At 39.4% G+C, this 24348-nt stretch carries 25 protein-coding genes and 1 pseudogene; 14 read left to right on the top strand and 12 right to left on the bottom strand.

Translation table 11 applies throughout. The features are described from left to right. Positions 1-60: 60 nt before the first annotated feature. Positions 61-402, bottom strand: coding sequence for a hypothetical protein (locus tag J2Z37_RS24320; RefSeq protein WP_209812934.1), 342 nt, complete (start codon positions 400-402; stop codon positions 61-63). A gap of 595 nt (positions 403-997) precedes the next feature. Here J2Z37_RS24320 and J2Z37_RS24315 point away from each other — a divergent pair. Beyond that, the gene (locus tag J2Z37_RS24315; RefSeq protein ID WP_209812933.1) at positions 998-1450 is read left to right on the top strand and encodes a VOC family protein; all 453 of its coding nucleotides are present in this window, start codon (positions 998-1000) and stop codon (positions 1448-1450) included. 222 nt (positions 1451-1672) lie between these two features. On the opposite strand, the gene ehuA is transcribed toward J2Z37_RS24315, so the two are convergent. The 4 genes from ehuA to ehuB form a co-directional block, all read right to left on the bottom strand. Next, a complete protein-coding gene (gene ehuA, locus J2Z37_RS24310; protein WP_209812932.1) occupies positions 1673-2443 on the bottom strand; it encodes an ectoine/hydroxyectoine ABC transporter ATP-binding protein EhuA in 771 nt (256 codons plus the stop codon). After that, positions 2436-3155: an ectoine/hydroxyectoine ABC transporter permease subunit EhuD gene (ehuD, locus tag J2Z37_RS24305; RefSeq protein ID WP_209812931.1), complete on the bottom strand. Its 720-nt coding sequence runs from the start codon at positions 3153-3155 to the stop codon at positions 2436-2438. The genes ehuA and ehuD overlap by 8 nt, the downstream gene beginning before the upstream one ends. Beyond that, positions 3155-3817, bottom strand: a complete 663-nt coding sequence (locus J2Z37_RS24300) for an amino acid ABC transporter permease (protein WP_209812936.1) — start codon at positions 3815-3817, stop codon at positions 3155-3157. The genes ehuD and J2Z37_RS24300 overlap by 1 nt, the downstream gene beginning before the upstream one ends. A 68-nt stretch (positions 3818-3885) precedes the next feature. Then, positions 3886-4791 carry an ectoine/hydroxyectoine ABC transporter substrate-binding protein EhuB gene (gene ehuB, locus J2Z37_RS24295; RefSeq protein WP_209812930.1) on the bottom strand — a complete coding sequence of 302 codons (906 nt, stop codon included), beginning with the start codon at positions 4789-4791 and terminating at the stop codon, positions 3886-3888. Positions 4792-5292: 501 nt separating this feature from the next. On the opposite strand from ehuB, the gene yjcZ reads away from it, so the two are divergent. Beyond that, entirely contained in the window at positions 5293-5388 is a 96-nt protein-coding gene (gene yjcZ, locus J2Z37_RS24290; RefSeq protein ID WP_209812929.1) for a sporulation protein YjcZ, read from the top strand. A gap of 531 nt (positions 5389-5919) precedes the next feature. Next, positions 5920-6099, top strand: a complete 180-nt coding sequence (locus tag J2Z37_RS24285; protein ID WP_209812928.1) for a hypothetical protein — start codon at positions 5920-5922, stop codon at positions 6097-6099. Positions 6100-6294: 195 nt separating this feature from the next. On the opposite strand, the gene J2Z37_RS24280 is transcribed toward J2Z37_RS24285, so the two are convergent. Then, positions 6295-7413 carry an ATP-binding protein gene (locus J2Z37_RS24280; protein WP_425340352.1) on the bottom strand — a complete coding sequence of 373 codons (1119 nt, stop codon included), beginning with the start codon at positions 7411-7413 and terminating at the stop codon, positions 6295-6297. Between the two features lie 222 nt (positions 7414-7635). On the opposite strand from J2Z37_RS24280, the gene J2Z37_RS24275 reads away from it, so the two are divergent. The 5 genes and pseudogenes from J2Z37_RS24275 (at position 7636) to nagZ (ending at position 12693) form a co-directional block, all read left to right on the top strand. After that, positions 7636-8676, top strand: coding sequence for an NADH:flavin oxidoreductase (locus tag J2Z37_RS24275; protein ID WP_209812927.1), 1041 nt, complete (start codon positions 7636-7638; stop codon positions 8674-8676). A gap of 252 nt (positions 8677-8928) precedes the next feature. Beyond that, positions 8929-9320: pseudogene (locus J2Z37_RS24270) on the top strand (DNA/RNA non-specific endonuclease); the annotation flags it as partial. A 160-nt stretch (positions 9321-9480) separates the two neighbouring features. Beyond that, positions 9481-9834 carry a helix-turn-helix domain-containing protein gene (locus J2Z37_RS24265; RefSeq protein ID WP_209812926.1) on the top strand — a complete coding sequence of 118 codons (354 nt, stop codon included), beginning with the start codon at positions 9481-9483 and terminating at the stop codon, positions 9832-9834. A 25-nt stretch (positions 9835-9859) separates the two neighbouring features. Next, positions 9860-10414, top strand: coding sequence for an NADPH-dependent FMN reductase (locus J2Z37_RS24260; RefSeq protein ID WP_209812925.1), 555 nt, complete (start codon positions 9860-9862; stop codon positions 10412-10414). A 536-nt stretch (positions 10415-10950) separates the two neighbouring features. Beyond that, positions 10951-12693, top strand: a complete 1743-nt coding sequence (gene nagZ, locus J2Z37_RS24255; RefSeq protein WP_209812924.1) for a beta-N-acetylhexosaminidase — start codon at positions 10951-10953, stop codon at positions 12691-12693. Positions 12694-13341: 648 nt separating this feature from the next. On the opposite strand, the gene J2Z37_RS24250 is transcribed toward nagZ, so the two are convergent. Next, positions 13342-13773, bottom strand: a complete 432-nt coding sequence (locus J2Z37_RS24250; RefSeq protein WP_209812923.1) for a hypothetical protein — start codon at positions 13771-13773, stop codon at positions 13342-13344. A 275-nt stretch (positions 13774-14048) separates the two neighbouring features. Next, complete coding sequence (locus J2Z37_RS24245) at positions 14049-14546, bottom strand: hypothetical protein (RefSeq protein WP_209812922.1); 498 nt, start codon at positions 14544-14546, stop codon at positions 14049-14051. A 388-nt stretch (positions 14547-14934) separates the two neighbouring features. Here J2Z37_RS24245 and J2Z37_RS24240 point away from each other — a divergent pair, with 388 nt between their 5' ends. From J2Z37_RS24240 to J2Z37_RS24225, 4 genes are all read left to right on the top strand, one after another. Further along, complete coding sequence (locus J2Z37_RS24240; RefSeq protein ID WP_209812921.1) at positions 14935-15339, top strand: hypothetical protein; 405 nt, start codon at positions 14935-14937, stop codon at positions 15337-15339. Positions 15340-15710: 371 nt separating this feature from the next. Continuing rightward, positions 15711-16859, top strand: coding sequence for a stalk domain-containing protein (locus tag J2Z37_RS24235; RefSeq protein WP_209812920.1), 1149 nt, complete (start codon positions 15711-15713; stop codon positions 16857-16859). A 26-nt stretch (positions 16860-16885) separates the two neighbouring features. After that, a complete protein-coding gene (locus J2Z37_RS24230; protein WP_209812919.1) occupies positions 16886-17758 on the top strand; it encodes a hypothetical protein in 873 nt (290 codons plus the stop codon). Positions 17759-18010: 252 nt separating this feature from the next. Then, complete coding sequence (locus J2Z37_RS24225; protein WP_209812918.1) at positions 18011-19204, top strand: trans-sulfuration enzyme family protein; 1194 nt, start codon at positions 18011-18013, stop codon at positions 19202-19204. Positions 19205-19573: 369 nt separating this feature from the next. Here the strand turns inward: J2Z37_RS24225 and J2Z37_RS24220 are convergent, their stop codons facing one another. The 4 genes from J2Z37_RS24220 to J2Z37_RS24205 all read right to left on the bottom strand — a co-directional run bounded on the left by J2Z37_RS24220 (position 19574) and on the right by J2Z37_RS24205 (position 22916). Beyond that, entirely contained in the window at positions 19574-20083 is a 510-nt protein-coding gene (locus J2Z37_RS24220) for a DUF3231 family protein (RefSeq protein WP_209812917.1), read from the bottom strand. A gap of 240 nt (positions 20084-20323) precedes the next feature. After that, a complete protein-coding gene (locus J2Z37_RS24215) occupies positions 20324-21283 on the bottom strand; it encodes a metal ABC transporter substrate-binding protein (RefSeq protein ID WP_209812916.1) in 960 nt (319 codons plus the stop codon). Positions 21284-21312: 29 nt separating this feature from the next. Continuing rightward, a complete protein-coding gene (locus J2Z37_RS24210) occupies positions 21313-22173 on the bottom strand; it encodes a metal ABC transporter permease (protein WP_209812915.1) in 861 nt (286 codons plus the stop codon). Beyond that, entirely contained in the window at positions 22173-22916 is a 744-nt protein-coding gene (locus J2Z37_RS24205) for a metal ABC transporter ATP-binding protein (RefSeq protein WP_209812914.1), read from the bottom strand. Before J2Z37_RS24205 ends, J2Z37_RS24210 begins: the two co-directional genes overlap by 1 nt. Positions 22917-23375: 459 nt before the next feature. Between J2Z37_RS24205 and J2Z37_RS26210 the strand changes: the two genes are divergently transcribed. Together J2Z37_RS26210 and paiA are read left to right on the top strand one after the other, a co-directional pair. Next, positions 23376-23684: a YmaF family protein gene (locus tag J2Z37_RS26210; protein ID WP_209812913.1), complete on the top strand. Its 309-nt coding sequence runs from the start codon at positions 23376-23378 to the stop codon at positions 23682-23684. A 123-nt stretch (positions 23685-23807) separates the two neighbouring features. Continuing rightward, a complete protein-coding gene (gene paiA / locus J2Z37_RS24195) occupies positions 23808-24275 on the top strand; it encodes a spermidine/spermine N(1)-acetyltransferase (protein ID WP_209812912.1) in 468 nt (155 codons plus the stop codon). Positions 24276-24348: the final 73 nt, after the last annotated feature.

The raw sequence follows: 24348 nt of genomic DNA, 5'->3' as shown, positions 1-24348 counted from the left end.
CGAAACTGATTTTACAGAAGTTTTGGTATAAGGTGGTCTACTTTTTTCTCAGCGTTTTGCTTAATAATGGCCTACTATTAAACTAGCATTCATAGCAACTTCTTCAGTTGTTGTTTCCTCAATAGCTACTTGACCTGTTACTACTGCAGAGTTATCTGCTGCATGTTCAATAGCATTTTCGTTTGCTTGTTCACTAGCTTGAGCTTCTGCTTTGTTTGCATTAGAAGGGCTTACTATTTCTTCTTTTTCATCTTCTTTAACTATTTTTTCATCTCCAGTTTTAACGGTTGTGTTATCAAGATCAGTTGTTTCCTGGGATTCAGCAACAGAAGCAGTATCTTGATTTTCTGCGTCAGCTTCGGTTTCAACCTTAACAGGTTCTTGAACAGTCACTTCTTCCATTTCAGCTTTTTTTGTTACAGCTTCTTCAGCGTTTCTATGAACAGCAGAGTTTTTATTAGCATGATCTTTAGCTGTTTGGCTGGCATGAGCACTTGCCTGTGATTTGCTAGTTTTTTCAGCTTTAGGCTTAGCAGCTTTTTTAGCTTTTGGTTGTACCTTTTTTACATGCTTTACTTTAGGATGTAGAGGGTGTCGCTCGCTAATATCAGGGTTTTTAAATTAAAAATTTGTTTACAAGAAGCTGCTATGCTAGCTTCTTTTCTTTTACTGAAGTAACGGGCAACTTAGTTTAATGATCAATAAGCAGGAAATAATATCGTAACTCCGAATTGTTAAAGTATAAAAATATTAGGAGTTTAAATAGGGGTATTTATGTATCTTTATTACGTAAAACGATCTTATTACGGTAATTACGAATTGAATTTACTATGAAATAACCGAAAACCAAATTTCACATTTTACTATACTGTGACTTATCTTTGTTATCATGAACTGTGACAAGATGTTAACTATTTGGAAGTGATTGGTAATTTCTGATAGGAGAAATATGAAGATGATCAGGTAATAAATTTGTACACATAAGGAGATAAAAATTATGGAAAAAAACAAATTACTGAGAATGGACAATGTTAGCATCGTTGTAGAATCCCTTGATGACGCAATTTCTTTCTTCGAGGTGATTGGCTTGGAGCTCGAAGGGCGAGCTACAGTCGAAGGTGAATGGGCTGGCCGCGTAACCGGGCTGGGTTCACAGTGTGTAGAGATTGCTATGATGGTTACCCCAGATGGCCACAGCCGAATTGAACTTTCGCGATTTCTCAACCCACCTACTATCTCAGATCACCGAACTGCTCCTATAAATGCCCTCGGTTATCTACGCGTCATGTTCACCGTTGAAGACATTGACGAAGTGGTATCCAGACTCACTAAGTATGGTGCTCAGCTTGTTGGCGAAGTGGTTCAGTACAAGAATTCGTATCGGCTCTGCTACATTCGTGGAATTGAAGGGCTTCTAATCGGTTTGGCGGAACAACTCGGTAATAAATAAGTGATGTTTAAAAGAAGACTTATCTGAAATATACATTACTAGAGTAAAAATAGAAACAGAAAAGCAGTGTGAAAGGATCTCGAAGACTCGACGAGAATCGAGAATTTAATAGCATGGAAAAATGGGTTCACGCCCGGAAAAGGGGGCAGACCCCACCTCTGAGCTAAAGCGTTAGCTTGCGAAGTCGTATGCTTTGCTAAAGGGGGGATTCTACCCAAAATCTCAAGACCTGAAACGACTAAGAAACTTTTGAAGTCGTTCGCTCTTGGTATTTCCTAACACCTCTTCTGGTGTCCCTTGCTCTGAGATGACACCGTCTTCTAAGAAAATAATCCTGTCGGCGACATCTCGTGCGAAATCCATTTCATGTGTCACCAGGATCATTGCCATTTCGCCTTCCTTCGCTATTTCACGGATCACCTCTAGGACTTCACCAACAAGTTCTGGGTCAAGGGCAGAGGTTACCTCATCAAATAGCATTACCTTTGGACGCATAACAAGGGCACGTGCCATCGCTACCCGTTGTTTTTGGCCTCCGGAAAGCTGATTCGGAAAATTATCTACTTTATCACCCAAACCAACCTTTTCTAACATTTCAATTGCATTCTTCCTAGCCTCTTCTTTTGATTGGCCCTTCACATGGATTGGTCCTGTCATACAATTCTCTAAAATGGTCATATGCGGAAACAGATTAAAGTGCTGAAATACCATCCCGATATCCCCTCTAATTTGCCTTAGATGCTTTTCATTTGCTCTTACCATCTTACCTTTTTTCTCCATTTGCCAAAGATTTTGGCTATTCACTTCGATGATTCCTGAAGTGGGTTCCTCCAATGTCATTAATAATCGAATAATCGTCGTTTTACCAGAACCACTAGGTCCAATGAGTGCTATCTTTTCAGCTGGTGCGATGTCTAAGTTAATCCCCTTTAAGACATCCACCTCACCAAATGATTTCGTCACATTTTTATATTTCACAACCGGCTCAGCCATCGATTGCCACTCCCTTTTTCAAATTCTTAGCTCCTAAGGGAGCTTTCTTGTCAAATCGTCGATTAAGTTTGTTTTCTAATTTTTTTATTAGGACTGCTGACGGATAACTTAACAGTAGGAAGAAAATCGCTACTAATGTATATGGTTCTAGATAAGCCCAATTTCTTGCACCGAATTTATCAGCCATAAACAGCATACCTGCAACACCAACTGTCGAAGTCAAAGGTACTTCCTTGAACATAATAATCAAATAGTTCCCTAGCATAGGAATGGTAGGAGGTATCGCTTGCGGAAGGATCACCTTTATCCACTTATCTTTAACAGACAGATTTAATGCAATAGATGCTTCCCATTGTCCTTTATCAACAGATTCAATTCCAGAACGATAAATTTCAGAAATATATGTACTAAAGTGAACGCCAAGACCAATTACTGCTACCGTCAATGGACTTAAGCTTACTCCAATATATGGAACCATTGGTAACCCAAAGAATAAGAAAAATAATTGCACGAGCGGTGGTGTCGATCGAATAAATTCAAGAATAATTGACACGATCCACTGAATCGGTTTAAACGGAATTCGTTTCAAAAAAACCCAGACAAAACCGAATACCATTGCAAAAAGATAGCAAGCAATTGTTACCCCAAGGGTGACCCACATTCCCTTGAAAACCATCGGAAGCGACCCGAAAAACATATCCCAATTCCACATTATTGACTAGCCACACCCTTCGATGATTGTTTTTCCGCCCATTTTGTTAAACCGATTAAAGGTAAGGCGATCATAAAATAAAACACAAGAATTAATAAGTAAACTGTAGGCGTCGCAGACAGATTGGTATTTGTATAAAGTTGTCCCTTGTAAACAATATCAGCCAAGCCTACAAGTGATATGAGTGAAGTTGCCTTTAACATTTGAATCAGATAATTTCCGAATTCTGGAAGCATCATTCTAATTGCTTGAGGTAAAATAACAATTTTCATCCGTTGAAAGCGCGACATATTTAAAGCGATGGCTGCTTCTGTTTGTCCATGTGAAACAGAGAGGATTGAACCACGAACGGTTTCCGACATATATGCTCCATAGTTCATTGAAATCGCAATTACACAAGCCCAAAATTCGGAACCTAAATCAATGCCAAACAAAATTGGAAGAGCATAGAAGAACCAAAACAACTGAATGATTAGAGAAGTTCCACGAAAGATTTCTACAAAGAATCCCGTACATTTACGTAGAATGATATTTTTTGATAAACGACCGAACCCCGCTATAAATGCAACTAGAAAAGAAAAAAATGCTGAGGTTATTAAAATAAGGATCGTAGTATTTAGACCTTGAACTAATACTGGAAAGATTTCACCTATTTGACTAATTGGACTCACCCCATTATTAAGGAAAAAACAGATCTCCGATTTAGGAGACCTGCCCTCGTTTCCCCGTGTTATTTTAGACTTTCAATTACTTGTTCTGTAGTTAAGTCATTCGGAACAAGGTTCCCTTCACCAAAACCAGAAGGGGTTATGAGTTCAAGTATCTCTCCACTTTCTTTAAGCTTTTTAAGTTCTGCATTATAAGCTTCCAAGAGCTCGTTGCTATCTTTGGCAAATGCAGCCGCACCATAACTAGGTACCCCCTTAATAGCAGGTTGCTCAAAATCTTCAACAAATTCTAATGCAGATTGATCAGATGATTGTAAAGCCATTTTCACTGTCATTTCTGTCCCTGTTGTCGCCTGTGCTCGACCTGATTGTACGGCAGAGAATGACGCTGGAATGTCAGCAACTTCTAGTATCTGATCTTCGCTAACACCCATCTCTTTTAAGAACTCCACCTCTGTTGCACCAGACATTACTGCAACGATGACATCAGGATTATCCGCAATATCCGTGTAGCTATGTAGATTTAAGGGATTTCCCTTTTCAACAATCAAACCTTCGCCATATTGGATTTCCGGTTCACCAAAATTCACTTGTTCAGCACGTTCTGGTAAAATTGCCATTCCTGCTGTAATAACATCGAATTTGCCTGCTTTTACACCTGGAATGAGCTGGTTCCATTCAGCAATCTGGCCCTTTACATTTTCAATTCCCATATTGTGAAAAACCTTTGTAGCGATTTCAACTGCTGCTCCTTTTAATTCTCCTGTTCCAGCATCTTGATACGCATAAGGCGCTTCGTTTGAAAAGCCAATCGTAACCGTTCCTTTTTCTTTAATCTCATCTAGCAAACTAGTAGAATCACTTCCAGAGTTTCCCGAGGTTGTACCACCTGCTTCCTCTCCTGATCCACAAGCCGTCATGATCCCCATAACTAGAACTAAAAGTAAAATCGATAATCTTTTTTTCATCTAATTCCTCCCAATTAATAAAAACAGTTATATATAGATTCCGGAACCTATGTATTATTAATAGTGTATACCCTTTTAGAATAGTTGCTCAAATGCCATATTTTTGGATTATTAAAGATATTTAGGGATTATACAAGTTGTGGTCTACGTGACTTTGTGGATGTGCAAACATACTCCATTAGATTTCCATATGCTCCAAATTGCAAGCAAATTGGTAATTTCAGTGTTACCTGCCTGCTTCCTTTCCAGCCCCAATACATCGCACATGATCCCCTCCACTGAGCTAAAGCGTTAGCTTGCGAAGTCGTAAGTCAATTTACATCAATTGCGTATTGTTGAGAGAGCTTGTGCCACCAATACCCCAAATTTGTTCATAGAGGGAGTTTGAGTTTAACACTGGCTATTTCACCTAAATTTTTTAATTTTTATAGGTATCTATACAATCCTTAAAATAAAGCGGCTCATATATTGTAGTTGTAATCTAAAGAGAGGAGGAAAACGATGAGTGTTTTCCAAGGTTGTTTCGACGATGAAATGTTTTTAATTATCTTAGTCCTCTTTATTCTGCTTGTCATCGTCGGGACAGTAGACTGTTAATTATCAACGTTAAAATATTTCACTGAACAGCTCATGTGTACTCCTTTTGTAGAGAACATCCAATTGGTTGGTGTTCTCTTTTTAATCGTAATAAAACAATTTTTTATGCCAGTGACAGTTGCAAAAGAACTTCACACAGCATTGTATAATGGAGATTTTAGACTTCTGTAAAAACATGATGGATAAAGAGCCTTGTGATTCGAATTCTTATCACAAAGCTCTTTACAATTTAGTAAGGGGTAGGAATTGGGGGGCATGAAACAGCATCAATAAATCTTGGGTCAATCCCATAGAACGTCCAGAAACGCCCGTTCCATCTATAACCTGTAACTCCTTCATACTGTACGTTTGTGGGATAAAACCAAAAACTCATCCCATTTGTGAGCCATACATAAGTGTATTGATACACGCAGTCAATAATATACGAAGTGGAGGGTTTTGGTGGAATGTAAAAAGGGGGAGGAGAGGTAGGAGGTCCGTATTGTTGTCTCATTTGATTTCACTCCTTTTTAATGTCATCTGTAACATAGTATGAAGGGAATAATGAATGGATTGGGCGATAAACATAGAGGATATCAATTGGGAAAATGGGTCCTGCGATTGTCTATGGAAAGGGTACTAGCCATCCTATCGTTCAAGTACTCCACAACACTTCGTTTACTACAGGGAAGTAAGCGTCAAATAGACCGACTCCAACAAAATGCCCAATAAAGGAAAAAAGTTTCCGCTATTTTGCCTATATCTCACTCATTATAGGAAATAGAGGAACTTTCCTTCCTTTATTTAACGGCTGATCCAACCTTCTCCGCTAGAGGTGGATATACAATCTATACATTTCAGGAATCCCTGAGGTGTGTTTTTTTACCTGGTATTCATCTTTACAAGGGATATTGTCAAAAGGGCCAATCAGTCAGTGAGTAGATGTATTTTCAGATTTGGAAATGTCTCTGAAATGTCGGCGATTTCATTGGCAAACAGACTTTGGTCGAAACCTGAATGGAATATTTCTTTGTCGGGAAAAAACGTAAGGCTTGTTCCTGTTTCATTTGTCAGGCCGACAGTGAGAAGTGAAGTTTGAGGGATACCGTGCTTGTATTCCTGACGGAACAGCTTGCCTTCTCTTCGTACTTCTACCGTAAGCCTTTGTGACAACGCGTTCACGATTGGAATCGTGATACCCTTTTGGCCGTTTGGTGCATTGAATGAAGCAGAAAAACGACTTATTTCGGTGAGAATAGCTTGAACACGCGGCTTTTCCGAGTTTGAAAAAGCCTGAACAGGAATCCCTCGACCGTTATCGGCAACAGTCACGCTGCCGTCACTATGAAAAACCACGCTAACATCGGAACAATAGCCCGCCTGATGTTCAAGGATGGTATTCTCCAATACTGATCGAAGCAAAAGGTGTGGATCGTATTCCTCTGGTGAGGTGCCTAAATAATCCCCTGCGTTATTTCTAGCTTCCGATAACTCCATGTAGTCACTCGTATCAAGCAACTCTGCAACTGCAGCTAATAAAAGCAAAAATGGGAGTGCTCGATGCTCAGGAAATGTGTAGTTCCCGCCTCGCTCTTCTTGTGATAGGAGGTCAGCTCCTAGCAAGGCTTTAATATGGTGATACAATTGTCCTGTGGTACCCATATTCAAGCGATCTACGAGTTCGGCACCCGTCAAGGGTTGTTGTAAGACGGCTTTTATGATATCGATACGTTGTTTATGTCCAAGTGCAGATAAAATTTTCGCAACTTTATCACTATCGAGATCTAACAGTTGTATGACATCCCGCTCGTGTGGTCCCCATCTATAACGCGACTTCTTTCCAAGGTATTGTCCTGAAAAAAATATACCACCCAATTCTCCCTGTCCAGTGTTAATGTCTCCAGGAAGTTCGCCCGATTGGTCGCAATCTTCTTTGACACGTGTTTCTTTGCTTAAAGAGTTTTTCGCGATCTGTTTAACAATTTCTTGTAGTTCAGCCACCTGTGTCTTGAGTCCATCCAGTTCTAAACCATAGTCACGAGTCAAAAACATCACCCCATATTATCTATTTACGTAATACGCAATAACGTAAATAAATAATACCATAATGAATCCAACGTGTAAATGATATCCAAGCCACATGTGTAAAAATTTCATTGGAGTGTTTCGATGTTGACGTCCTTAAACAGAAAAATTATTATACCTTTTGTCAAGTGAAGAAATAATAAGTTCAAACTATATTATAATGAACGAAATAGGGAGGTTGTTATGAATTATACAGGGTCCGTTCAAGCTATGTTTAAACCATTTACATTCAAGAGTTTGAATTTATCTAATCGTATCGTGATGGCTCCAATGACCCGACAATATTCTCCTGATGGTGTCCCAGGTATGGAGGTTGCTGAGTATTACCGTCGTAGAGCTGAAAACGGTGTTGGACTAATAGTAACAGAAGGTACGGTGATCAATCACCCGGATTCATCCAATCAAATAAACGTACCGCACTTCTTTGGTGAAGTGGCATTAAATGGGTGGGCAAAGGTGGTGGCTGAAGTACATGGGGTAGGCGGAAAGATCATACCACAGATTTGGCATATGGGAGCCAGAGGCAGTGTGGGCGAATACTCGGAGTCGGAAATAAGAAAAATGGTTGACGCCTTCGCACAAGCAGCATTTGAAGCCAAGCAGTTAGGCTTCGACGGCATGGAGCTGCATGGTGCGCATGAATATTTAATAGACCAATTCTTCTGGGAGAAAACCAATCCACGTACCGATCGCTACGGTGGCGACATGGTTAGGCGCACCCGTTTTGCAGTGGAAGTCATTGAAGCTTGCCGACGCGCAGTTGGACCGGAATTCCCGCTTGTGTTTCGTTTCTCACAATGGAAGGGGAGTGACTATACGGCGAAATTGGCTAAAACGCCTTCTGAGTTGGAGCAATTCTTGGTGCCATTAGTTGATGCAGGTGTTGATATATTTCACTGTTCTACTCGCCGTTTCTGGGAGCCAGAATTTGAAGACTCTCCTTTAAATCTTGCTGGATGGACGAAAAAGCTGACGGGGAAACCGACCATTACGGTTGGATCCGTTGGTTTAGATGGTGAGTTTTTAAGTTCATTGACTGAAGGAAAAGGTGCCGGCAATGCCAAGATCGACAGTTTGATCGATCGGCTCGAACGTGGAGAATTTGATTTGGTAGCCGTAGGTCGTGCACTATTAGTTGACCCTTCTTGGGCACGTAAGATCCGTGATGGTCGCACAGATGAACTGATCCCCTTTACGTCTGAAGCCTTGAAAACACTTTACTGAGTTGCTTGAACTTATATTGGAGGAACCATAAAGGATCCTCCTTTTTTGTTGTTATGAAAAGGGATCAGACCCCATCTCTGAGCTAAAGCATTAGCTTGCGAAGTCGTAGACCTAAACGATTTTTCTAGGAGCCTAACGGTTCCTTTACTTTGCTAAAGGGCAGGATCTTTTTGGTAAGATTGTAGAACAAGATAAGATAAAATCGTCGTTTTTAGAATGAACAGTATGAAACTATTATATGAGAGTCTTAAATTGAAAAAGAAAAAGAACTATTTAATCTTACTTTTAACGATCATCTTTATGGTTGGTTGTACCAACGTAGAAGATACATCCAATACAGATGTAGAAACAGATTCACAAGAAGTAACCACAGATATTACAAATAAAAATAGTGAAAAAAAGAAGCTGTCAAAGCGATTGTTGATGAACCAGTAGGAGGGGAAACATCAACCCAACCAAATAACGAATTATTTTCAGGATACAAGCTTATCGAAGTTGATGGTGGTGATTTGTCTGGGCATCATGAACCTAAGTTGTTGACATTGGTTACGGAGACCATGAATATTGGGCATTTACTAATGAAATACGGGCAATTAGTGCGTGTCATTGCTGCTGAAATTATTCTACAAGACGACCGTAAGGAACAACTAAAATTAATAGTCATATCATCTATAAAATTTGTACGGTGAAAATATAATTATTTTTCACGAGGATCGAGAGCTTCACAAGGCTACTCGATTCTTTTTTGTTTGTTCAACTATAGGGAAGTTATGTTTAATACCAATTTTTGGAAAAATAATGGAGATGATAAAACAGATTGAATACTTTTCTTCATTAAAGAGGTTTGAATATGACCTTATCACCCAAATGTTATTCTCGTTAAGTTTTTGTTTCGTGTTTCTTAGGGACAAAAAGAAGTTTTCTGTTTTTATCCATACATGTATATTTGCTTCAGCTATAGCTTCGGTAACAGATTTGTTGATGATTCCTTATCCATTGGTGGGATTTATCCAAGCGAAACCGCACATGACGGAATATGGAAAATCGCTTCAAACCATATTAGAAATGATGCATGAATGGGGAGAAGCACATCTTCAAAGAAAAACAGAAATGCTGCTCAGCAAAGGTACTGACAATCAAAATAACAAAAATGATTAACTAATTTTATTGGAGGTAATAAATTATGAAAATTGTTACAATCGTAGGAAGCTTAAGGAAAGAATCTTATAACATGCACCTTGCAAAAACGATGCAAGAACGTTACCAAGAAAAATTTGACATCGAAATAGCAGACATTCGTTCCCTACCTCATTTTGACCAAGATGAGGAAAACAACCCACCGCAGGCAGTAAAAGAATTTAAAGAGTCAGTCGCAAGTGCAGATGGGGTTATCATCATTACGCCAGAATACAATTGGTCCATTCCTGGCGTTTTAAAGAATGCCCTAGATTGGGCTTCTAGGGTGGACAAGGTATTCATTGGTAAACCAGTCATGGCTCTTGGTGCGACTCCTGGAATGCTCGGAACCGTTCGTGCTCAAATGCATTTGCGTGAAATTCTAGCAGCTCCTGGTATTCAGGCAAAGATACTTCCTCCAGGAGGAAATGAGGTACTGATCGGTTTTGCACATCAGAAGTTTGATGAACAAGCAGGACAATTGGTGGATGAAGGAACACTTAGTTTCTTAGATAGTAAAGTAGAGGCGTTTATTGATTTTGTAAAGTCCAGATTACATTAAGACGTAAATGTTCTATTTCGATTTGGAAAAAACACGATTTGATCGTGTTCATTTTCTAATATATTGGAAACTTGTATTATGCAACATTCGAACCCTTAACCACGTCTAAGGTATGCCAAAAGAAAAGAGAGATAGATTATGAAAAAAGTATTTATGTTGTCCTTGATGATCATGACTGGTTGATTATTGGATGCACACAACAAGCAAATCAAAAGCCTACTCAGGAGGAAAACTTTTAACCACCACCAGCACAGTCACACTTAAAGCCAATGGAGTAAAATAGCCCAAAAATAATTAGGGTCTTGTCGTAAAGTACAATTAAGATCCTAGGGTCTTTAACAAACGGGCGTTTAATATCCTTGACAAATGATATTGAGCGCTCCTTTTTTCATTTAAGGGGCATTTTGCCGAAGATTGCTGGAAAGAACAGTGTGGCTGATTATTTATGAAGAGAGAAAAGAAAAAAGGATATTTAAAAGAAATCCCATCTACTGATTAGACCTATAATTAAAAATGGAAGAAAGGGGAATTGGAAAATGAAAAGAAAAAGGGCTTCTCGAAATAATCTACTTATTTTTACGATTCCACTTTTAATTTTAGCCTTGATCATTGGCGTTTATGCAGCCAAAGAAAATGGTAGCGAGAAGACGCCAGTTAAAGAGAATCCAGATATAACTTACCCATCCGATAAAAAAACATTAGATTCGGGGAATGATCAGATTTCAAGTCTTGAGAAATTAGTTGAGGAAACATTTTCCTTATCTAAGGAAGGTAAGGTTCCGAACATTCCCTTTGTTTCCGGTAAAACAGAATGGAAGGAAGTAAACAAAGAGTGGGGAAAATCAGACCGTATTTCGGAAACTGATAAAGGCAGATATGAGGAATACGAAAGTCATCATGCTACAATCGGCTATGCCGATCAGACTGTTAATGATATACGATCGTATGATTCTGAACTGCAAAATATCTCGTTAAATGAAATTGAGAAAACTGGTGGACAACCCGATGCCATTCGATACTATAAAGATTCAACGGTTGACCAAATGATCCTTGTCTATCATGCAGCGTCTTCTACTGATTTATTATGGGTTTTACCAGTAAAAACAGAGCAGGAGCCAAATCCTAAAGTTGACCATATCTCACTCTTTACACAGATTGAAAAGAAACCAAATCAACAAGGAAATCAATCCATTTCAGAGGTGATTTCTAAACTGAGCTTAGAAGATAAAATTGGCCAGATGATTCTTGCTGGGGTATCCGGGACTACAATGGATGCAAACGCAAAACAATTAATAGGCCAATTCCATGTCGGGGGAATTATTTTCTACAAATATAATTTTGAAACCCCTGCACAAGTGATTCAACTTGTGAATCAACTGAAATCTGGAAATAGTTCGAGTCTACCGCTTTTACTAGGTGTTGACCAAGAGGGTGGACGTGTGACAAGATTGCCAGGTGGACTTGTTAACTTTCCTCCAAATAAACAGATAGGACAGTTAAATAATCCCGATTTTTCTTATAAAGTCGGAACACTCTTAGGGAAAGAATTAAAGGAATTTGGTTTAAATCTCGATTTTGCCCCTGTTCTCGATATTAACAGCAATCCAAATAACCCAGTAATCGGGGATCGATCATTTGGGAACAATCCGGAAATAGTAAGTAAACTTGGGATTCAAACGATGAAAGGGATTCAGTCGCAAAACGTCATCCCTACAATTAAGCATTTTCCTGGACATGGAGATACATCGGTTGATTCCCACCTGGAACTCCCAATTGTAAATAAAAGCCTTAAGGAACTTAAAGAACTAGAGTTAATTCCGTTTGAACGTGCAATTGATCAAGGAGCAGATGTTGTGATGGTCGCCCATATCTTATTGCCTGAATTGGATAAAAACAATCCAGCGTCCATGTCAAAAGCTGTCATGACGGATCTTCTTAGAAAACAACTTAGTTTCACGGGAGTCATCATAACAGATGATATGACAATGGGGGCCATTACGGAACATTTTGATATTGGCAAAGCAGCGGTAGAATCAGTAAAGGCAGGAAGCGATATTATTTTAGTAGGACATGACTATAATAATATTGTAAAGATTACCTCCTCTTTGAAAGCTGCTGTTCAAAATGGGGAAATTTCCGAACAAAGATTAAATGAAAGTATAGAAAGAATTATTCAACTAAAAAGGAAATATAGCATTAACGATACGAAAGTAGGAAATCCTGATATAGATGAATTAAATCACTCAATAAATGGTCTTCTGAATAATTATTTACATTAATTATTCATATAGGTTTGAGGGTTAATAGGATTACTTCTTTCACAATCGGGTTCGCCTTGAATAGCATAAGATGATTAACCCCCTCCCATTCCAGTAATGATGGAATCAAGAAGAAAGATTCTTGGGAGGGGTTCATCGATTAAACATAGAAGATATCAATTGGGAAAACGGATCAGCGATTGTAAACGGAAAGGGTACAGAACAAAGAGAGGTCTATTTTTTCCTGTGACCCACAACAGAACAAGTTCAAATGCAATCACCATAGTCATAAATAAAATGGACATAGGCACATAGTTTCCATTGCTTGTTATTCCAGTAATATCAGTTAGAAATGCCTTCACTTATCCGCTCATTTCATGGGCGGTTTTTCTTTTGGTTCGTTTGTTTGGTGATGTGTTGATGGAATTACATGAAATGTGAGTTTTATAATATGCCCATAGCACTTCCACTTCCACGCCCCAAATAAAAAGACGTGATTACTCACGTCCTATTCGATTAAGGGTTGTATGTTGATGTATACCTTATGGTCAAAATCAACTATGTGCTTAGGTGAGGTTCGGTGAACCGTATCACAAATAGTGGTAAAGTGTAGAGTAGAATTAATAGTGAGTTTAAAATAGTAAATCATTCCGTCTGATTAGAATTCATTCAAGGTATGGGCGGCGACGAAGTAGGCTCAAATTGGAACAAGAAATGGAAAGTCGCATCGATTCCTTCGCTGTCCTGTTTGATTCTAGGGTTGAAATTCATCGCAAATGGACTTTGCACATTTTGCGGTTCAATAGAGAAAGAGAAAGACGATTCTGCAATGTCATCAAAGATGGGATCATCTTCGACGACTCGTAAGTCCAACGTGAATTGATAAGGAGTGTTTTCAACTTCGATAAAAGTATGGTCGACGATCGTTTCATTATAATGGAACGTTATCGGGAAAAGCGCCGCCCCAGAAGTGTATTGCTTCCGCTCAAAGACAATCAAATTACCAAAAAATTTGATCTGAAAAATATATTCATTCCTGAAAGGCTCATTGAGCTCGTGGAGATCGATCTGCAGCAACTCGATCTTTACATGGAGGGCCATGGGATTTTCGCCTCCTCGGTTAAATTCAGATTTCCCTGGAACCAGGATCTTACATACTATTCAGAAAGAATTTATTTTGAACTGCTAATGCCTATTCCTTCTCAAATAATCATAAGGTGGTCTATATGTGGTACAAAATTCTATTTTCACTGTTCGTCATTAGCGGTTTGTGTATCGGTCAAGGTGTTACAACAGTGATAGCAGAAACAAAAAAGATTGTTGCCAAATCATGCCAATAATTATTAGCTACGGATATTCCAGAACTGTCTATTGGTTTAATCATCCTCTGTACTTTTCCATTCTTCCCATCTGTGCGTATATTTCTGTAAGATCCCATTCGGTCTAAAATGGTCGCCCGCTCGAATGATAAGGCGAATTTTCCGTATTTGTTCCTCAAAGCCTTTATATGTAGAGATTTTATCGGCATAGATTGCATTCATCAAAACGAAATGCGGTGACTGATATTTTTCGGTTAAGAACGAAAGAGACGTCTCAATCGGCGTGTACTTTTTTCTCTTACCTTCCCACTGGTCAATAGAGGCTGGCATTACATGCGTACTTTCCTCAAGTAGTTCAAATAAAAGGTCCAATCTTTTAAAATACGGTCTCGATACAGGGATATTCATTCGTCGTAATGTTTCTTCATGCTGCGGATAAAAAATAACTTGGGAAAAGCCCCGTTTCTCCGAGTAATTAAATATTTCATGTAATTCTTCCTCGGTGACAAATTCGAATGTATCAAATACAAAAAGTGTACCTTTCGCGTTTTGCAACATACATGCCCCCTTTACTTAAAGTATGCACAATTTACTGCTTGCTTTAACGAAAATCATGTGTAAAAGTCACTCATTGACTCCTCCTTTTTGTTATTGAACGATAGGGCAGGGATAATGGAATAAGGATGACTTAATCTAAATTTCTTTGATATAATCGGCGTGATCATTAAACAACCAAATAAGATTAGGGGAACTTAATGAATAAAAGAATAATCGTTATTGGGCTAGTGGCGCTGGTATTTTTTCTTCTATTATTCGAAATATATAAATTTATCTTATCAAGCACAATAGATAAAATCCACTGATAGCCTCCAATAAAAGCTGATACAACAATCTATTATTCTAATAGAGTATATTGTGTAGATTAATAGGAGGTGTTAATCAAATGGGCATTCAACCAGTTAAGTTCGTTAATCAAGGTTTACCCAATACTACTGAAAACGCTTGGCCTGTTAAAGTAGACTTTCAAGTTTTCCCGCTAATGGGAGAACCTGATAAATTCTCTCTCAATGATGGGGATATTAAGGCTTTATCCTTTCCAACCGATGCCTTTGCAAAAGCCTATGTTTGGATATCTATTAGCAATGGATCTGTTACCGCAACGATTTCTAGTCTTATATTCACCAGTGATAATACTACTGTGGCTAGCGTCCCCGAAAGTATAATCAATGTTTCAGGTGTTGAATTACCCTTAGTTGACACACGGGGTAGTGTTACTCTCATAATTATTCAAAATAATTCTGGAATTGATATAGGAGAAGTGCGTGTCGCTGTAAAGGGAATTGTGTAGAATCACAAAAACAACCTATTTATCCCCATAAATTGGGTATCTGACCAGTAAAATGAAACTTTAATATTTACGGTTTTCCATCCATAGCTTGAAGGGGTGGATGGAATTGAAACCTTAATTGGGCTAGGGTCTGAAGTATGTCGATGAACTTCTTAGGGATTTTTCTTAAGAAGTTTTTTATTTGATTAATTCTTTGTGTGGAATCCTATACATGGTCATAGTTTGGTAACAATTGATAACATTTTAACAACGATTGGTAATGATTTTCTCAAATAAAGAACACAGGCTGTTAATATTCATTCACTAAAATTCAATGGAGTGTGGTGCGGAATTTAGTAAGGGTTGGGCAGGAATTTTTTAGGAGGAGTTCGATGAGAAAGCTAGGTCTAGGATTGGTGGTCGGAGTGATGGTTTCTTCTGCAATGGTTGCAGCAGCTGCACCACCGATTAAGCTTATGATTAATGGTGAAGAGACAAAAGTAGAAGTTCCCCCGCAGATCATCAAAGGAAGAACAATGGTTCCCATTCGAGCTGCGGCAGAAGGCTTGGGTGCTGCGGTGAAGTGGGATGAAGCCCGAAGGACCATTTTTGTGTCAGGTGGTTCACCGAAAAGAGAAGGGACGCAAGAATTCAATCGGGGTGGATCAGCGACCTCTCCCGTGAAACTGGTAATCAACGGAAAGGAAGTAAAATCGGAAGTCGCTCCACAACTGATGAAGGGGAGGGCACTGGTCCCTATTCGGGCTGTGGCAGAAGGATTAGGGTATGGAGTAGCATGGAATGATTCTCAAAACTCGGTTTGGATGACGAATCAAATCGTTAATCCTAGTGCAAAGGATTTCAATGGACAAGCCCTAATTACGCTCTCTTATGATGATGGATTGGATTCGTTTTATGATGATGCTCTGCCTTTGCATGAAAAATACGGGATTCCCGCTACTTTGAATGTGATCACCGAAAGGATCAAAGGTGGAGCGGACAGCGAATTTCTAGATGCCGGCCAAATAAAACATATTTATGACAAGGGGATCGAGATCGGCTCCCATACCTATTCGCATTACGATCCTTTAACCAGCAATACGGATGAAGACCTGGAATTTGAATTGGCCAAAAGCAAACAAATGTTACTGGAAATCGTACCAGAAGTCAACTCGATCGCGATCCCGTTTTCCCGGTACGATCCTCGAGTGAGGGAATTTGCGAAGAAACATTACAAAGCTGTCCGCGTGTTTGAACATAAACAGAATAATCTCCCACCAAGCGATCCTTATTGGCTTCACTCGAGTATTGCGGTTACCAATGAAACGACGTTCGCCCAGGTGAAAGCCCGGATTGATGAGGCTGTGAAAAATAAGAAGTGGTGCATCATTATGCTGCATGGGATAGACCCGAAAAACGATGAGTTGTACGAAATAAAGCCAGCGTTGCTTGAACAAATACTTGAATATGTGAACCGTTTGGGAAGAGATAAGATCTTGCCCATCAATACGATAGATGCAGTAAATCTAAGCCCTGAATAGGTGCCGCAGAAAGGAGAGGAAGTCAAATGAAAAGGACTGCAAAGGTAGTTTCACTTGCTTTAGGGTTATGCTGTTCGTTCTTATTAGTGTCGTGCTCACAAGCCGCTTCCACGAATTCGTCGTTTACCGAGTCACCTTTGCCAGGAGGGGGGATACAAATTCCTCACAATGAAAGAATACATCTTTCTACCGATCAGCAATGGATCTCGTCGGAAGGCCATTTGAGTGACTTGATTAGACTGCAATGGACGGGTGACCGAGCGAAACCGGCCATATCATGGGCCAATGAAAAAGGGGAGGACAAGACAGCGATCATTTCGCATGAGAAAGCCAACAACGCAGAACAGCATGATCATAAACATCTGTCGATCGAAACCACGATGTCCCCAACCGGAAAGAACGCAGGAGAATTATTCACGAGATTTGAAGTCCCTTATGACGTGGATACCGCAGAGATTCGAACGCACTCCTCCAACTTTAATGTGATGGACGGCATCCTTCGGGTAGCCGGAGAACCTGATACGAATCGAGATCTTCAGTTTTCCAAATCCGAGCAAGGCAATGTGACGACGCCACGATGGGGCATTCGAGCGGACAGCGCCTCAGAAGGAGGTGGCAACGCAGGTTCTAACTTGCAAATCGTACGGTATTCCGATTCGGGGGAAGTCATGGATTCTCCATTATACATAAGCCGCAGTAATGGAAATGTCGGTGTTGGTGCTTCGGATCCCCAAACAAAGTTGGATGTAGATGATAATAGTGTAAGAATTCGCCAATCCTTCACACCTGCCTCCTCCACATCGCCTGGCGTTCAAGGTGAAGTGGCTTGGGATGAAAAGTACGTTTATGTTTGTGTGGCTCCCAATACGTGGAAAAGAACGGAACTGTCGTCGTGGTAAGTCGTTGCAGAAAATTAAGGAAAAGCCCCCATTTTGGGAAATGATTTCTTTTAACATTTTTCAAACACTTTGTTCACAATTTAACGATAATATTTATTACAACAAAACCTTTGTTAGTATTTCTTCTTCTCATACCTGCCGCATGGCGGGTTTTTCTTTTGGAGGTATCCTCCATAGCGTTATGTTTAAATTTTAGGAAAAGTAGTACAATGTTTGCAAGTCGATTAAAAGGGAAGAAGGATGGGTAAAAACGTGAAAAAAGAATCCTTAGATTATGAAATGGAAACAATCCTTGCCCACTTTGCTGAGGAACCCATGACTCAAGGTGGCGCCATTGTTCCTCCGATCTATCAAAATACCCTATTTGCAGCGAAGGATTGGGAAAGCTTGTGCAATATGTTTGATGACCAAATCAACAATTGTCTTTATACAAGGGGCGGTAACCCGACGGTTCGGGTTGTTGAAGAAAAAATGGCCAAACTAGCGGGCGGTGAACGTGCGAAATTGCTTTCATCTGGCATGGCAGCGATCACAGCGGCGATCCTTCACTACATCAACCACGGCGACCACGTGATTGCGGTAAGAAATATTTATGGCTCAGCCCATAGTTTTTTAGGGAAATATGTGAAGGAAAAAATGAACGTCGATACGACCTTTGTTGACGGCAAAGATATAGGGGAATTTGAAGCGGCTATCCGGCCTAATACAACCCTTATTTACTTGGAAAGTCCCACAACGGCCATTTTTGAGCTGCAGGATATTCCTGCCATCGTTGAGTTGGCAAAGAGGCATGGGATTAAAACGATTATTGATAATACCTGGGCCACTTTTCTATATCAAAAACCGCTCGAATTGGGAGTAGATCTAGAGATTCACTCCTGTACGAAGTATATCAACGGACATAGCGATGTCATCGCGGGAGCCATCATTGGTCGGGCAGAGGATGTGGACAGCATTTTCATGAGAGAGCATATCCTGTTTGGGGCAAAAATGGCTCCGATCGAGGCCTGGATGATACTTCGGGGGATGAGAACTTTGCCTTTACGATTGCAAAGGCATCAAAAGAATGCGTTAAGGGTAGCCAAGTTTTTAGATCAACATCCAAAGGTATTGGCCGTCCGCTATCCGGGGCTTGAATCCTATCCACAGTACGAACTGGGGAAGAAGCTAATGACAGGGTATACCGGTTTGTTTTCCGTTCGATTAGATTGTGCAGATGAACAGATCGGTCAGTTTTTTAATGCACTAAGACTATTTAAAATTGGAGTCAGTTGGGGAGGACACGAAAGTCTTTGCTACTCGCCTGCCATCAGCTACTTTAAGAAACTTCCTTATGAACGTTTTATGGAGTTAGGTTTGTCGCTTTGTGATGTTCGGTTGTCTATTGGATTGGAAAATGCAGATGATTTGATTTTGGATATTGAACAGGCATTGGGAAAGATTTAGTTAGTTCAAATGACCACGCAAGCGTAGATGCGTTTTTGAATCTCGTTTATGTAAAAAAAACCAATCTGTTGATTGGTTTTTTTAAAAGCCAGTACTTACAATTTAGTAAGGGGTAGGAATTGGGGGGCATGAAACTGCATCAATAAATCTTGGGTCAAGCACATAAAACGTCCAGAAACGCCCGTTCCATCTATAACCTGCAACTCCCTCATAGAATTAGGGTTGGGGGAGCGTCGAAGAGAACCATATATGAGATTTTTTTAAAGTCCGGAAGGCTCTAAAAATAAAATTGTAACAAAAAAGGACACCCTTAGATGTCAAGGGTGTTATTGGACTATACATTAGCTGGTTTCATATTAAGTAATCCACCTAGATAGCTTTGTTTTGTGACAAAATCGCTTTTATGTGGTGTTGAGATGTATGGTGATCGGACAAAAATAACCCCTTGTGCAATAAAATATCTGCCGTCTTATTATATAATTCGGTGGAAGTTGACAGTGCCTTGCTTAAAAAATCACGAACTTCTGAGTGTGCGGAAGTAGGTAGCGCAACTCCGTATGTGGCTAACGCAACCTTAGACATCTGTTTTAGGTAATACAAGTAAATGGCATCTGAATAAAGTCTTGGAGCATTTACATTAACATCTGCATTTGTAAAACCAACGGGGATGATTTGTTTTTCCATTTGAAGTATATCAATAACTTGTTGAACGTTTTTCCGAGATATCTCCAGTACATATTCTAAGATAGACCTTACTTCCATATCCTCCACGTTATTTTCAAAATACTCAAACACACATACAGCCATAGTGTTGTTTTGATATGCACTCCACAGTGCAGTAATTTCTGAAGAGGTCAATCGAGTAGAATGATCCGTCATTTTGTATCCTCCAAAACTAATAATTAGGGATATTTTCCCCAGATAATGAAAATTTACTAACGATTCAACAATTAAAGTGAGATCCCTCATGACTGTGTAGGTCCTGTTTCTTTTGCCGTTGGCGTTCATTTATCCATCAATGCCCCAAATGCTCTTGTGCAAGAATGTGTTCGTGGTAAGAACGAATGGCTGCCACTTTTGATGGCAGCCTATTGCGGTATTGGAATATCATTTTTTATCCTATTGATTTTGTAACTGATCCCTAATCACATGAATGTTCGATTCCATCATTTTCAGATAAGTTTCCCCGCCTTCACCTGGTTTTCCTAACGAATCAGTAAACAGTACACCACCAATCGGAACTCCTGTTTCTTTAGACACCATCTCCATACTCCTCGGATCCACACTGGTTTCGACAAACAGGACAGGTACTTGTTTGGATTTAATCAGTTGAACCACTTCGAGAACTTGTTGGGGAGTGCCTTGGTTTTCAGAATTGATTTCCCAAATATATCCTGCTTCAAAATCATAGGCAGCACAGAAATATTTAAAGGCTCCTTCACTCGTAATTAAGTAACGTTTTTCCTTTGGAATCTGATGAAATTGATCCACCGCACTTTGGTGAAGCTGTTTTAACTGTTGAATGTAATCCTCTGCATTTTTTTGATACACCTTTGCATGTTCTGGATCCACTTTTACCAAGGCATTCCTTGCATTCTCTGTATATTTGATCCCGTTTTGTATGTCAAGCCATGCATGAGGATCTTCTTCGCCTTCTTTTCCTTTTGTGGTTAAGTATTTAGGTTGTACGCCTTCACTTAGACGAAAAACGGGAGCATCTTCACCCGATTTTCCTGCGGTGACCATGAGTTTTTCAAACCAGGAATTCCCTGCCTCCAAATTCAGCCCATTATAAAAAACGGCATCTGCATCTGTTGTCTTTTGGACATCTTCTGGAAGTGGATCGTATTCATGGGGATTGGAACCAATGGGTGCTAGACTATGGATTTCCACTCGATCCCCTCCAATATTTTTGACAATATCATAGAGGATGGAGTAGGTAGTGACTACTTGCACCTTATCTTGTTCTGCACTTCCGGGCTCGGGCGTGGGATTCGTTTGGGTCACCTGATTCGTCCCACATCCAGCTAGAAGCAAGAGGGTAAATAAACTCATAAAAATCATCTTTACTTTACTCATCTTTCATTCTCCTTTTACATGAACTTTAGTTAATGAACTAATGCTTTCTTTTTTCTTTTCGACTTCAAAGTACGCCACAATAATCCGTGCTTAGGTGAAAAGGCAAATGTTACGATAAATAAAAAGGTTGAGACTAAAACGATGGTAGCTCCCGAAGGTAAGTTATAAGTAAAACTAAAATACAATCCAATAACAGACGAAATCACGCCAAAACCCGCCGCAAGATAAAGCATGATCCATAACCGTTCCGTTAATAAGTAGGCAGTAGCCGCTGGAGTAATAAGCATAGCGACCACAAGAACAATGCCAACCGTTTGCAAAGAAGCAACAGTCACCATCGTAAGGAGAGTCATTAGAAAATAGTGAATCCACTTAATCGGCAAACCATAGGCAGCTGACATGGTTGAATCAAATGACGAAATTAAAAGCTCTTTGTAGAATAAATAAATGGTAGAAAGGATAAACATTCCAATTCCAAGCGTAATCCACATATCTGATGGACGAACAGCGAGCACATTTCCAAATAGAATGTGATATAAATCGGTACTGCTCTTCATGAAAGTAATCAACACAATCCCAAGGGCGAAAGCAGCCGTAAACATTATTCCTATTGATATATCATTTTTGATTCGGCTGTTTTGACTGACAAAACCAATCCCAATGGCTGTTAGTACACCTGTTAACACGGCACCAAGAAAGAAGTTAATTCCTAGCGCGTAAGAGATCGCAACGCCTGGTAATACCGCATGGGAAATCGCATCTCCCATCAGTGCCATTCCTCTTAAAATAATAAAACATCCGATGACCCCGCAAAGGATTCCGACCATGGTGGAAGTCAAAAGAGCCTTTTGTAAAAATCCATATTGGAAAACCGCATCAATAAAAGACATTACATCTGCACCTCCATTTCTTTTAAAAAGGGGAATTGAGTGTTATATGCTTTGGCTAATATTTCTGAACGAAAGACCTTTTCCACTTCACCAACACCAATTAGCTCTTTATTTAGCAAAATCAATTCATCAAAATAATCGTTTGCTTTGTTTAAATCATGGTGAACAACCAATACTGTTTTACCGCCATCGCGCAATTCTTTTAAGATATTAACAATCGCTTTTTCACTGGAAACATCAATACCAACAAACGGTTCATCCAAAAAGAAAATGTCTGCTTGTTGCGCTAATGCCCTCGCCATAAACACTCTTTGTTGTTGCCCACCTGAAAGTTCCCCAATTTGACGATTCGCATAATCTCCCATTCCTACTTTTTGTAAACAATCATAGGCTAATGCTTTTTCTTTCTTTTTTGGTCGCTGAAAGATCCCTAAATTCGGATAGGTTCCAAGTAATACGGTATCAATGACCGTAATAGGGAAATCCCAATCGATGTTACTTCGTTGAGGCACATAAGCCACATGCTTTCGAATTTCGCTGATGCCCTTTCCATTCATTTGAATTTCTCCTGTATCTCTTGGAATCAGTTCCAGTAACGCTTTAAGAAGTGTTGACTTTCCTGCTCCATTGGGTCCAATGATCCCCACCAGTTTTCCTGGAGAAACAGAAAAGCTTACATTTTGTATCGCATCATTTCCGTGATAAGAAACATTTAAGTTACGAACTGTAATAGCAGATAACATAAAAATATCACCTCTCATTTGGATTTTCCTAATCACCAAAAATTTTCCCTTAGGAAACAATTAAGGCAAAAAAAAAACAAACTCTAAAATCCTTTTACCATACGCTATCATCATATGCGCTTACTCCCATAAAGTTTCCTCTGGGAAAAATTTTGACCTTTGTGCAAAGTTTAGTCAATGGAGAATTGATTGATTATTTAATTAAAGGAGAGATTTAAAATATATTTAGAGACAAGAAATGCAGAAGTCTTTGACAATCTGGATACTCCCTCGAACTAAACTAGTTGGCGTTATAGGTGTCCTAGCTATAGAAAGAGCTTTAGCATTTTCTATTTGAATAGCAAAGATGAGTACTTATGCTAAATAAACTCAAGTCGTTTTTTGTTCACTTACCCAGAGAATTAGACATTCTCCTTACATAATATAATCCGAGTTGAAAAGAAGGAGGGATGAGCGATAATGAAAAGAAAAAGTGAGACAAAAATATTGGCCCATATTCTACGAGGTCTTAGCTCTATAAATCGTGGTCATAGGCATCCATTTCGAACATTTACGAGAAGGACCATATTTACACAAGGTAGCCATTTTCATACTTTTAGAGGTGTAACAGGAGTAGTTAACGGCCACTCCCATGCTTTTAGTGGCCGTACAGGATTAGCCATTCCAGTAAGCGGAGGTCACGTACACAATTTTCGTGTTCAAACATTTGTAACTCGTAATCATCGACATGTTTTAAGTGGAACCACCACCCGTGTTGTCAATATTTAATTAAAAACGTCCTAAGGGGCGTCTTTTTTATTTTTTGTTGCAAACGTAACAAAAGCAGGTTAATTTGTGAAAAAGGGAAACAAGAGAAATTATTGATGATACGAAAGGAGTAACTTAATTAAAATGACGATCCATATTAGAAAGTGTACCCTTGAAGATATACGCGTACTTCAAGAAATTAGTTATGAAACATTTAACGAGACTTTTAAGCATCAGAATTCACCCGAAAATATGAACGCCTATTTGGAAAGGGCGTTTAACGTAACACAGTTGGCAGAAGAGTTATCCAATCGTTCTTCGCAATTCTATTTTGTTTATTTTAATCATGAACTAGCTGGATATCTAAAGCTCAATACCAATGATGCGCAGTCAGAAGAAATGGGTAATGAATCACTTGAAATCGAGAGAATTTACATAAAGAAGGAATATCAAAAACATGGACTTGGCAAATATCTGTTAAATAAAGCGATGGAAATTGCGATGGAGTGTCATAAAAAGAAAGTCTGGCTAGGCGTATGGGAAAAGAATGAAAATGCGATTGCTTTTTATAAGAAAATGGGGTTTGTTCAAACTAAAATGTACCCTTTGTAAAGGACGCTATAAAAAAGTCTAGGCAGCTCTAAGAAGATGATCTCTGAATTGAACAGGGGTCATCTTTTTTAAA

Source organism: Ammoniphilus resinae, from assembly GCF_017873965.1.
Classification (GTDB): domain Bacteria; phylum Bacillota; class Bacilli; order Aneurinibacillales; family RAOX-1; genus Ammoniphilus_A; species Ammoniphilus_A resinae.
Note: the sequence above shows the minus strand (reverse complement) of the source record. Positions and strands in the feature narration are given on the sequence as shown.

Coding starts and splice junctions, on each gene's coding strand:
- J2Z37_RS24320 (WP_209812934.1), bottom strand. CDS start 402: ATGGAAGAAGTGACTGTTCAAGAACCTGTTAAGGTTGAAACCGAAGCT.
- J2Z37_RS24315 (WP_209812933.1), top strand. CDS start 998: ATGGAAAAAAACAAATTACTGAGAATGGACAATGTTAGCATCGTTGTA.
- ehuA (WP_209812932.1), bottom strand. CDS start 2,443: ATGGCTGAGCCGGTTGTGAAATATAAAAATGTGACGAAATCATTTGGT.
- ehuD (WP_209812931.1), bottom strand. CDS start 3,155: ATGTGGAATTGGGATATGTTTTTCGGGTCGCTTCCGATGGTTTTCAAG.
- ehuB (WP_209812930.1), bottom strand. CDS start 4,791: ATGAAAAAAAGATTATCGATTTTACTTTTAGTTCTAGTTATGGGGATC.
- yjcZ (WP_209812929.1), top strand. CDS start 5,293: ATGAGTGTTTTCCAAGGTTGTTTCGACGATGAAATGTTTTTAATTATC.
- J2Z37_RS24285 (WP_209812928.1), top strand. CDS start 5,920: ATGAAGGGAATAATGAATGGATTGGGCGATAAACATAGAGGATATCAA.
- J2Z37_RS24275 (WP_209812927.1), top strand. CDS start 7,636: ATGAATTATACAGGGTCCGTTCAAGCTATGTTTAAACCATTTACATTC.
- J2Z37_RS24265 (WP_209812926.1), top strand. CDS start 9,481: ATGATAAAACAGATTGAATACTTTTCTTCATTAAAGAGGTTTGAATAT.
- J2Z37_RS24260 (WP_209812925.1), top strand. CDS start 9,860: ATGAAAATTGTTACAATCGTAGGAAGCTTAAGGAAAGAATCTTATAAC.
- nagZ (WP_209812924.1), top strand. CDS start 10,951: ATGAAAAGAAAAAGGGCTTCTCGAAATAATCTACTTATTTTTACGATT.
- J2Z37_RS24250 (WP_209812923.1), bottom strand. CDS start 13,773: ATGGCCCTCCATGTAAAGATCGAGTTGCTGCAGATCGATCTCCACGAG.
- J2Z37_RS24240 (WP_209812921.1), top strand. CDS start 14,935: ATGGGCATTCAACCAGTTAAGTTCGTTAATCAAGGTTTACCCAATACT.
- J2Z37_RS24235 (WP_209812920.1), top strand. CDS start 15,711: ATGAGAAAGCTAGGTCTAGGATTGGTGGTCGGAGTGATGGTTTCTTCT.
- J2Z37_RS24230 (WP_209812919.1), top strand. CDS start 16,886: ATGAAAAGGACTGCAAAGGTAGTTTCACTTGCTTTAGGGTTATGCTGT.
- J2Z37_RS24220 (WP_209812917.1), bottom strand. CDS start 20,083: ATGACGGATCATTCTACTCGATTGACCTCTTCAGAAATTACTGCACTG.
- J2Z37_RS24215 (WP_209812916.1), bottom strand. CDS start 21,283: ATGAGTAAAGTAAAGATGATTTTTATGAGTTTATTTACCCTCTTGCTT.
- J2Z37_RS24210 (WP_209812915.1), bottom strand. CDS start 22,173: ATGTCTTTTATTGATGCGGTTTTCCAATATGGATTTTTACAAAAGGCT.
- J2Z37_RS24205 (WP_209812914.1), bottom strand. CDS start 22,916: ATGTTATCTGCTATTACAGTTCGTAACTTAAATGTTTCTTATCACGGA.
- J2Z37_RS26210 (WP_209812913.1), top strand. CDS start 23,376: ATGAAAAGAAAAAGTGAGACAAAAATATTGGCCCATATTCTACGAGGT.
- paiA (WP_209812912.1), top strand. CDS start 23,808: ATGACGATCCATATTAGAAAGTGTACCCTTGAAGATATACGCGTACTT.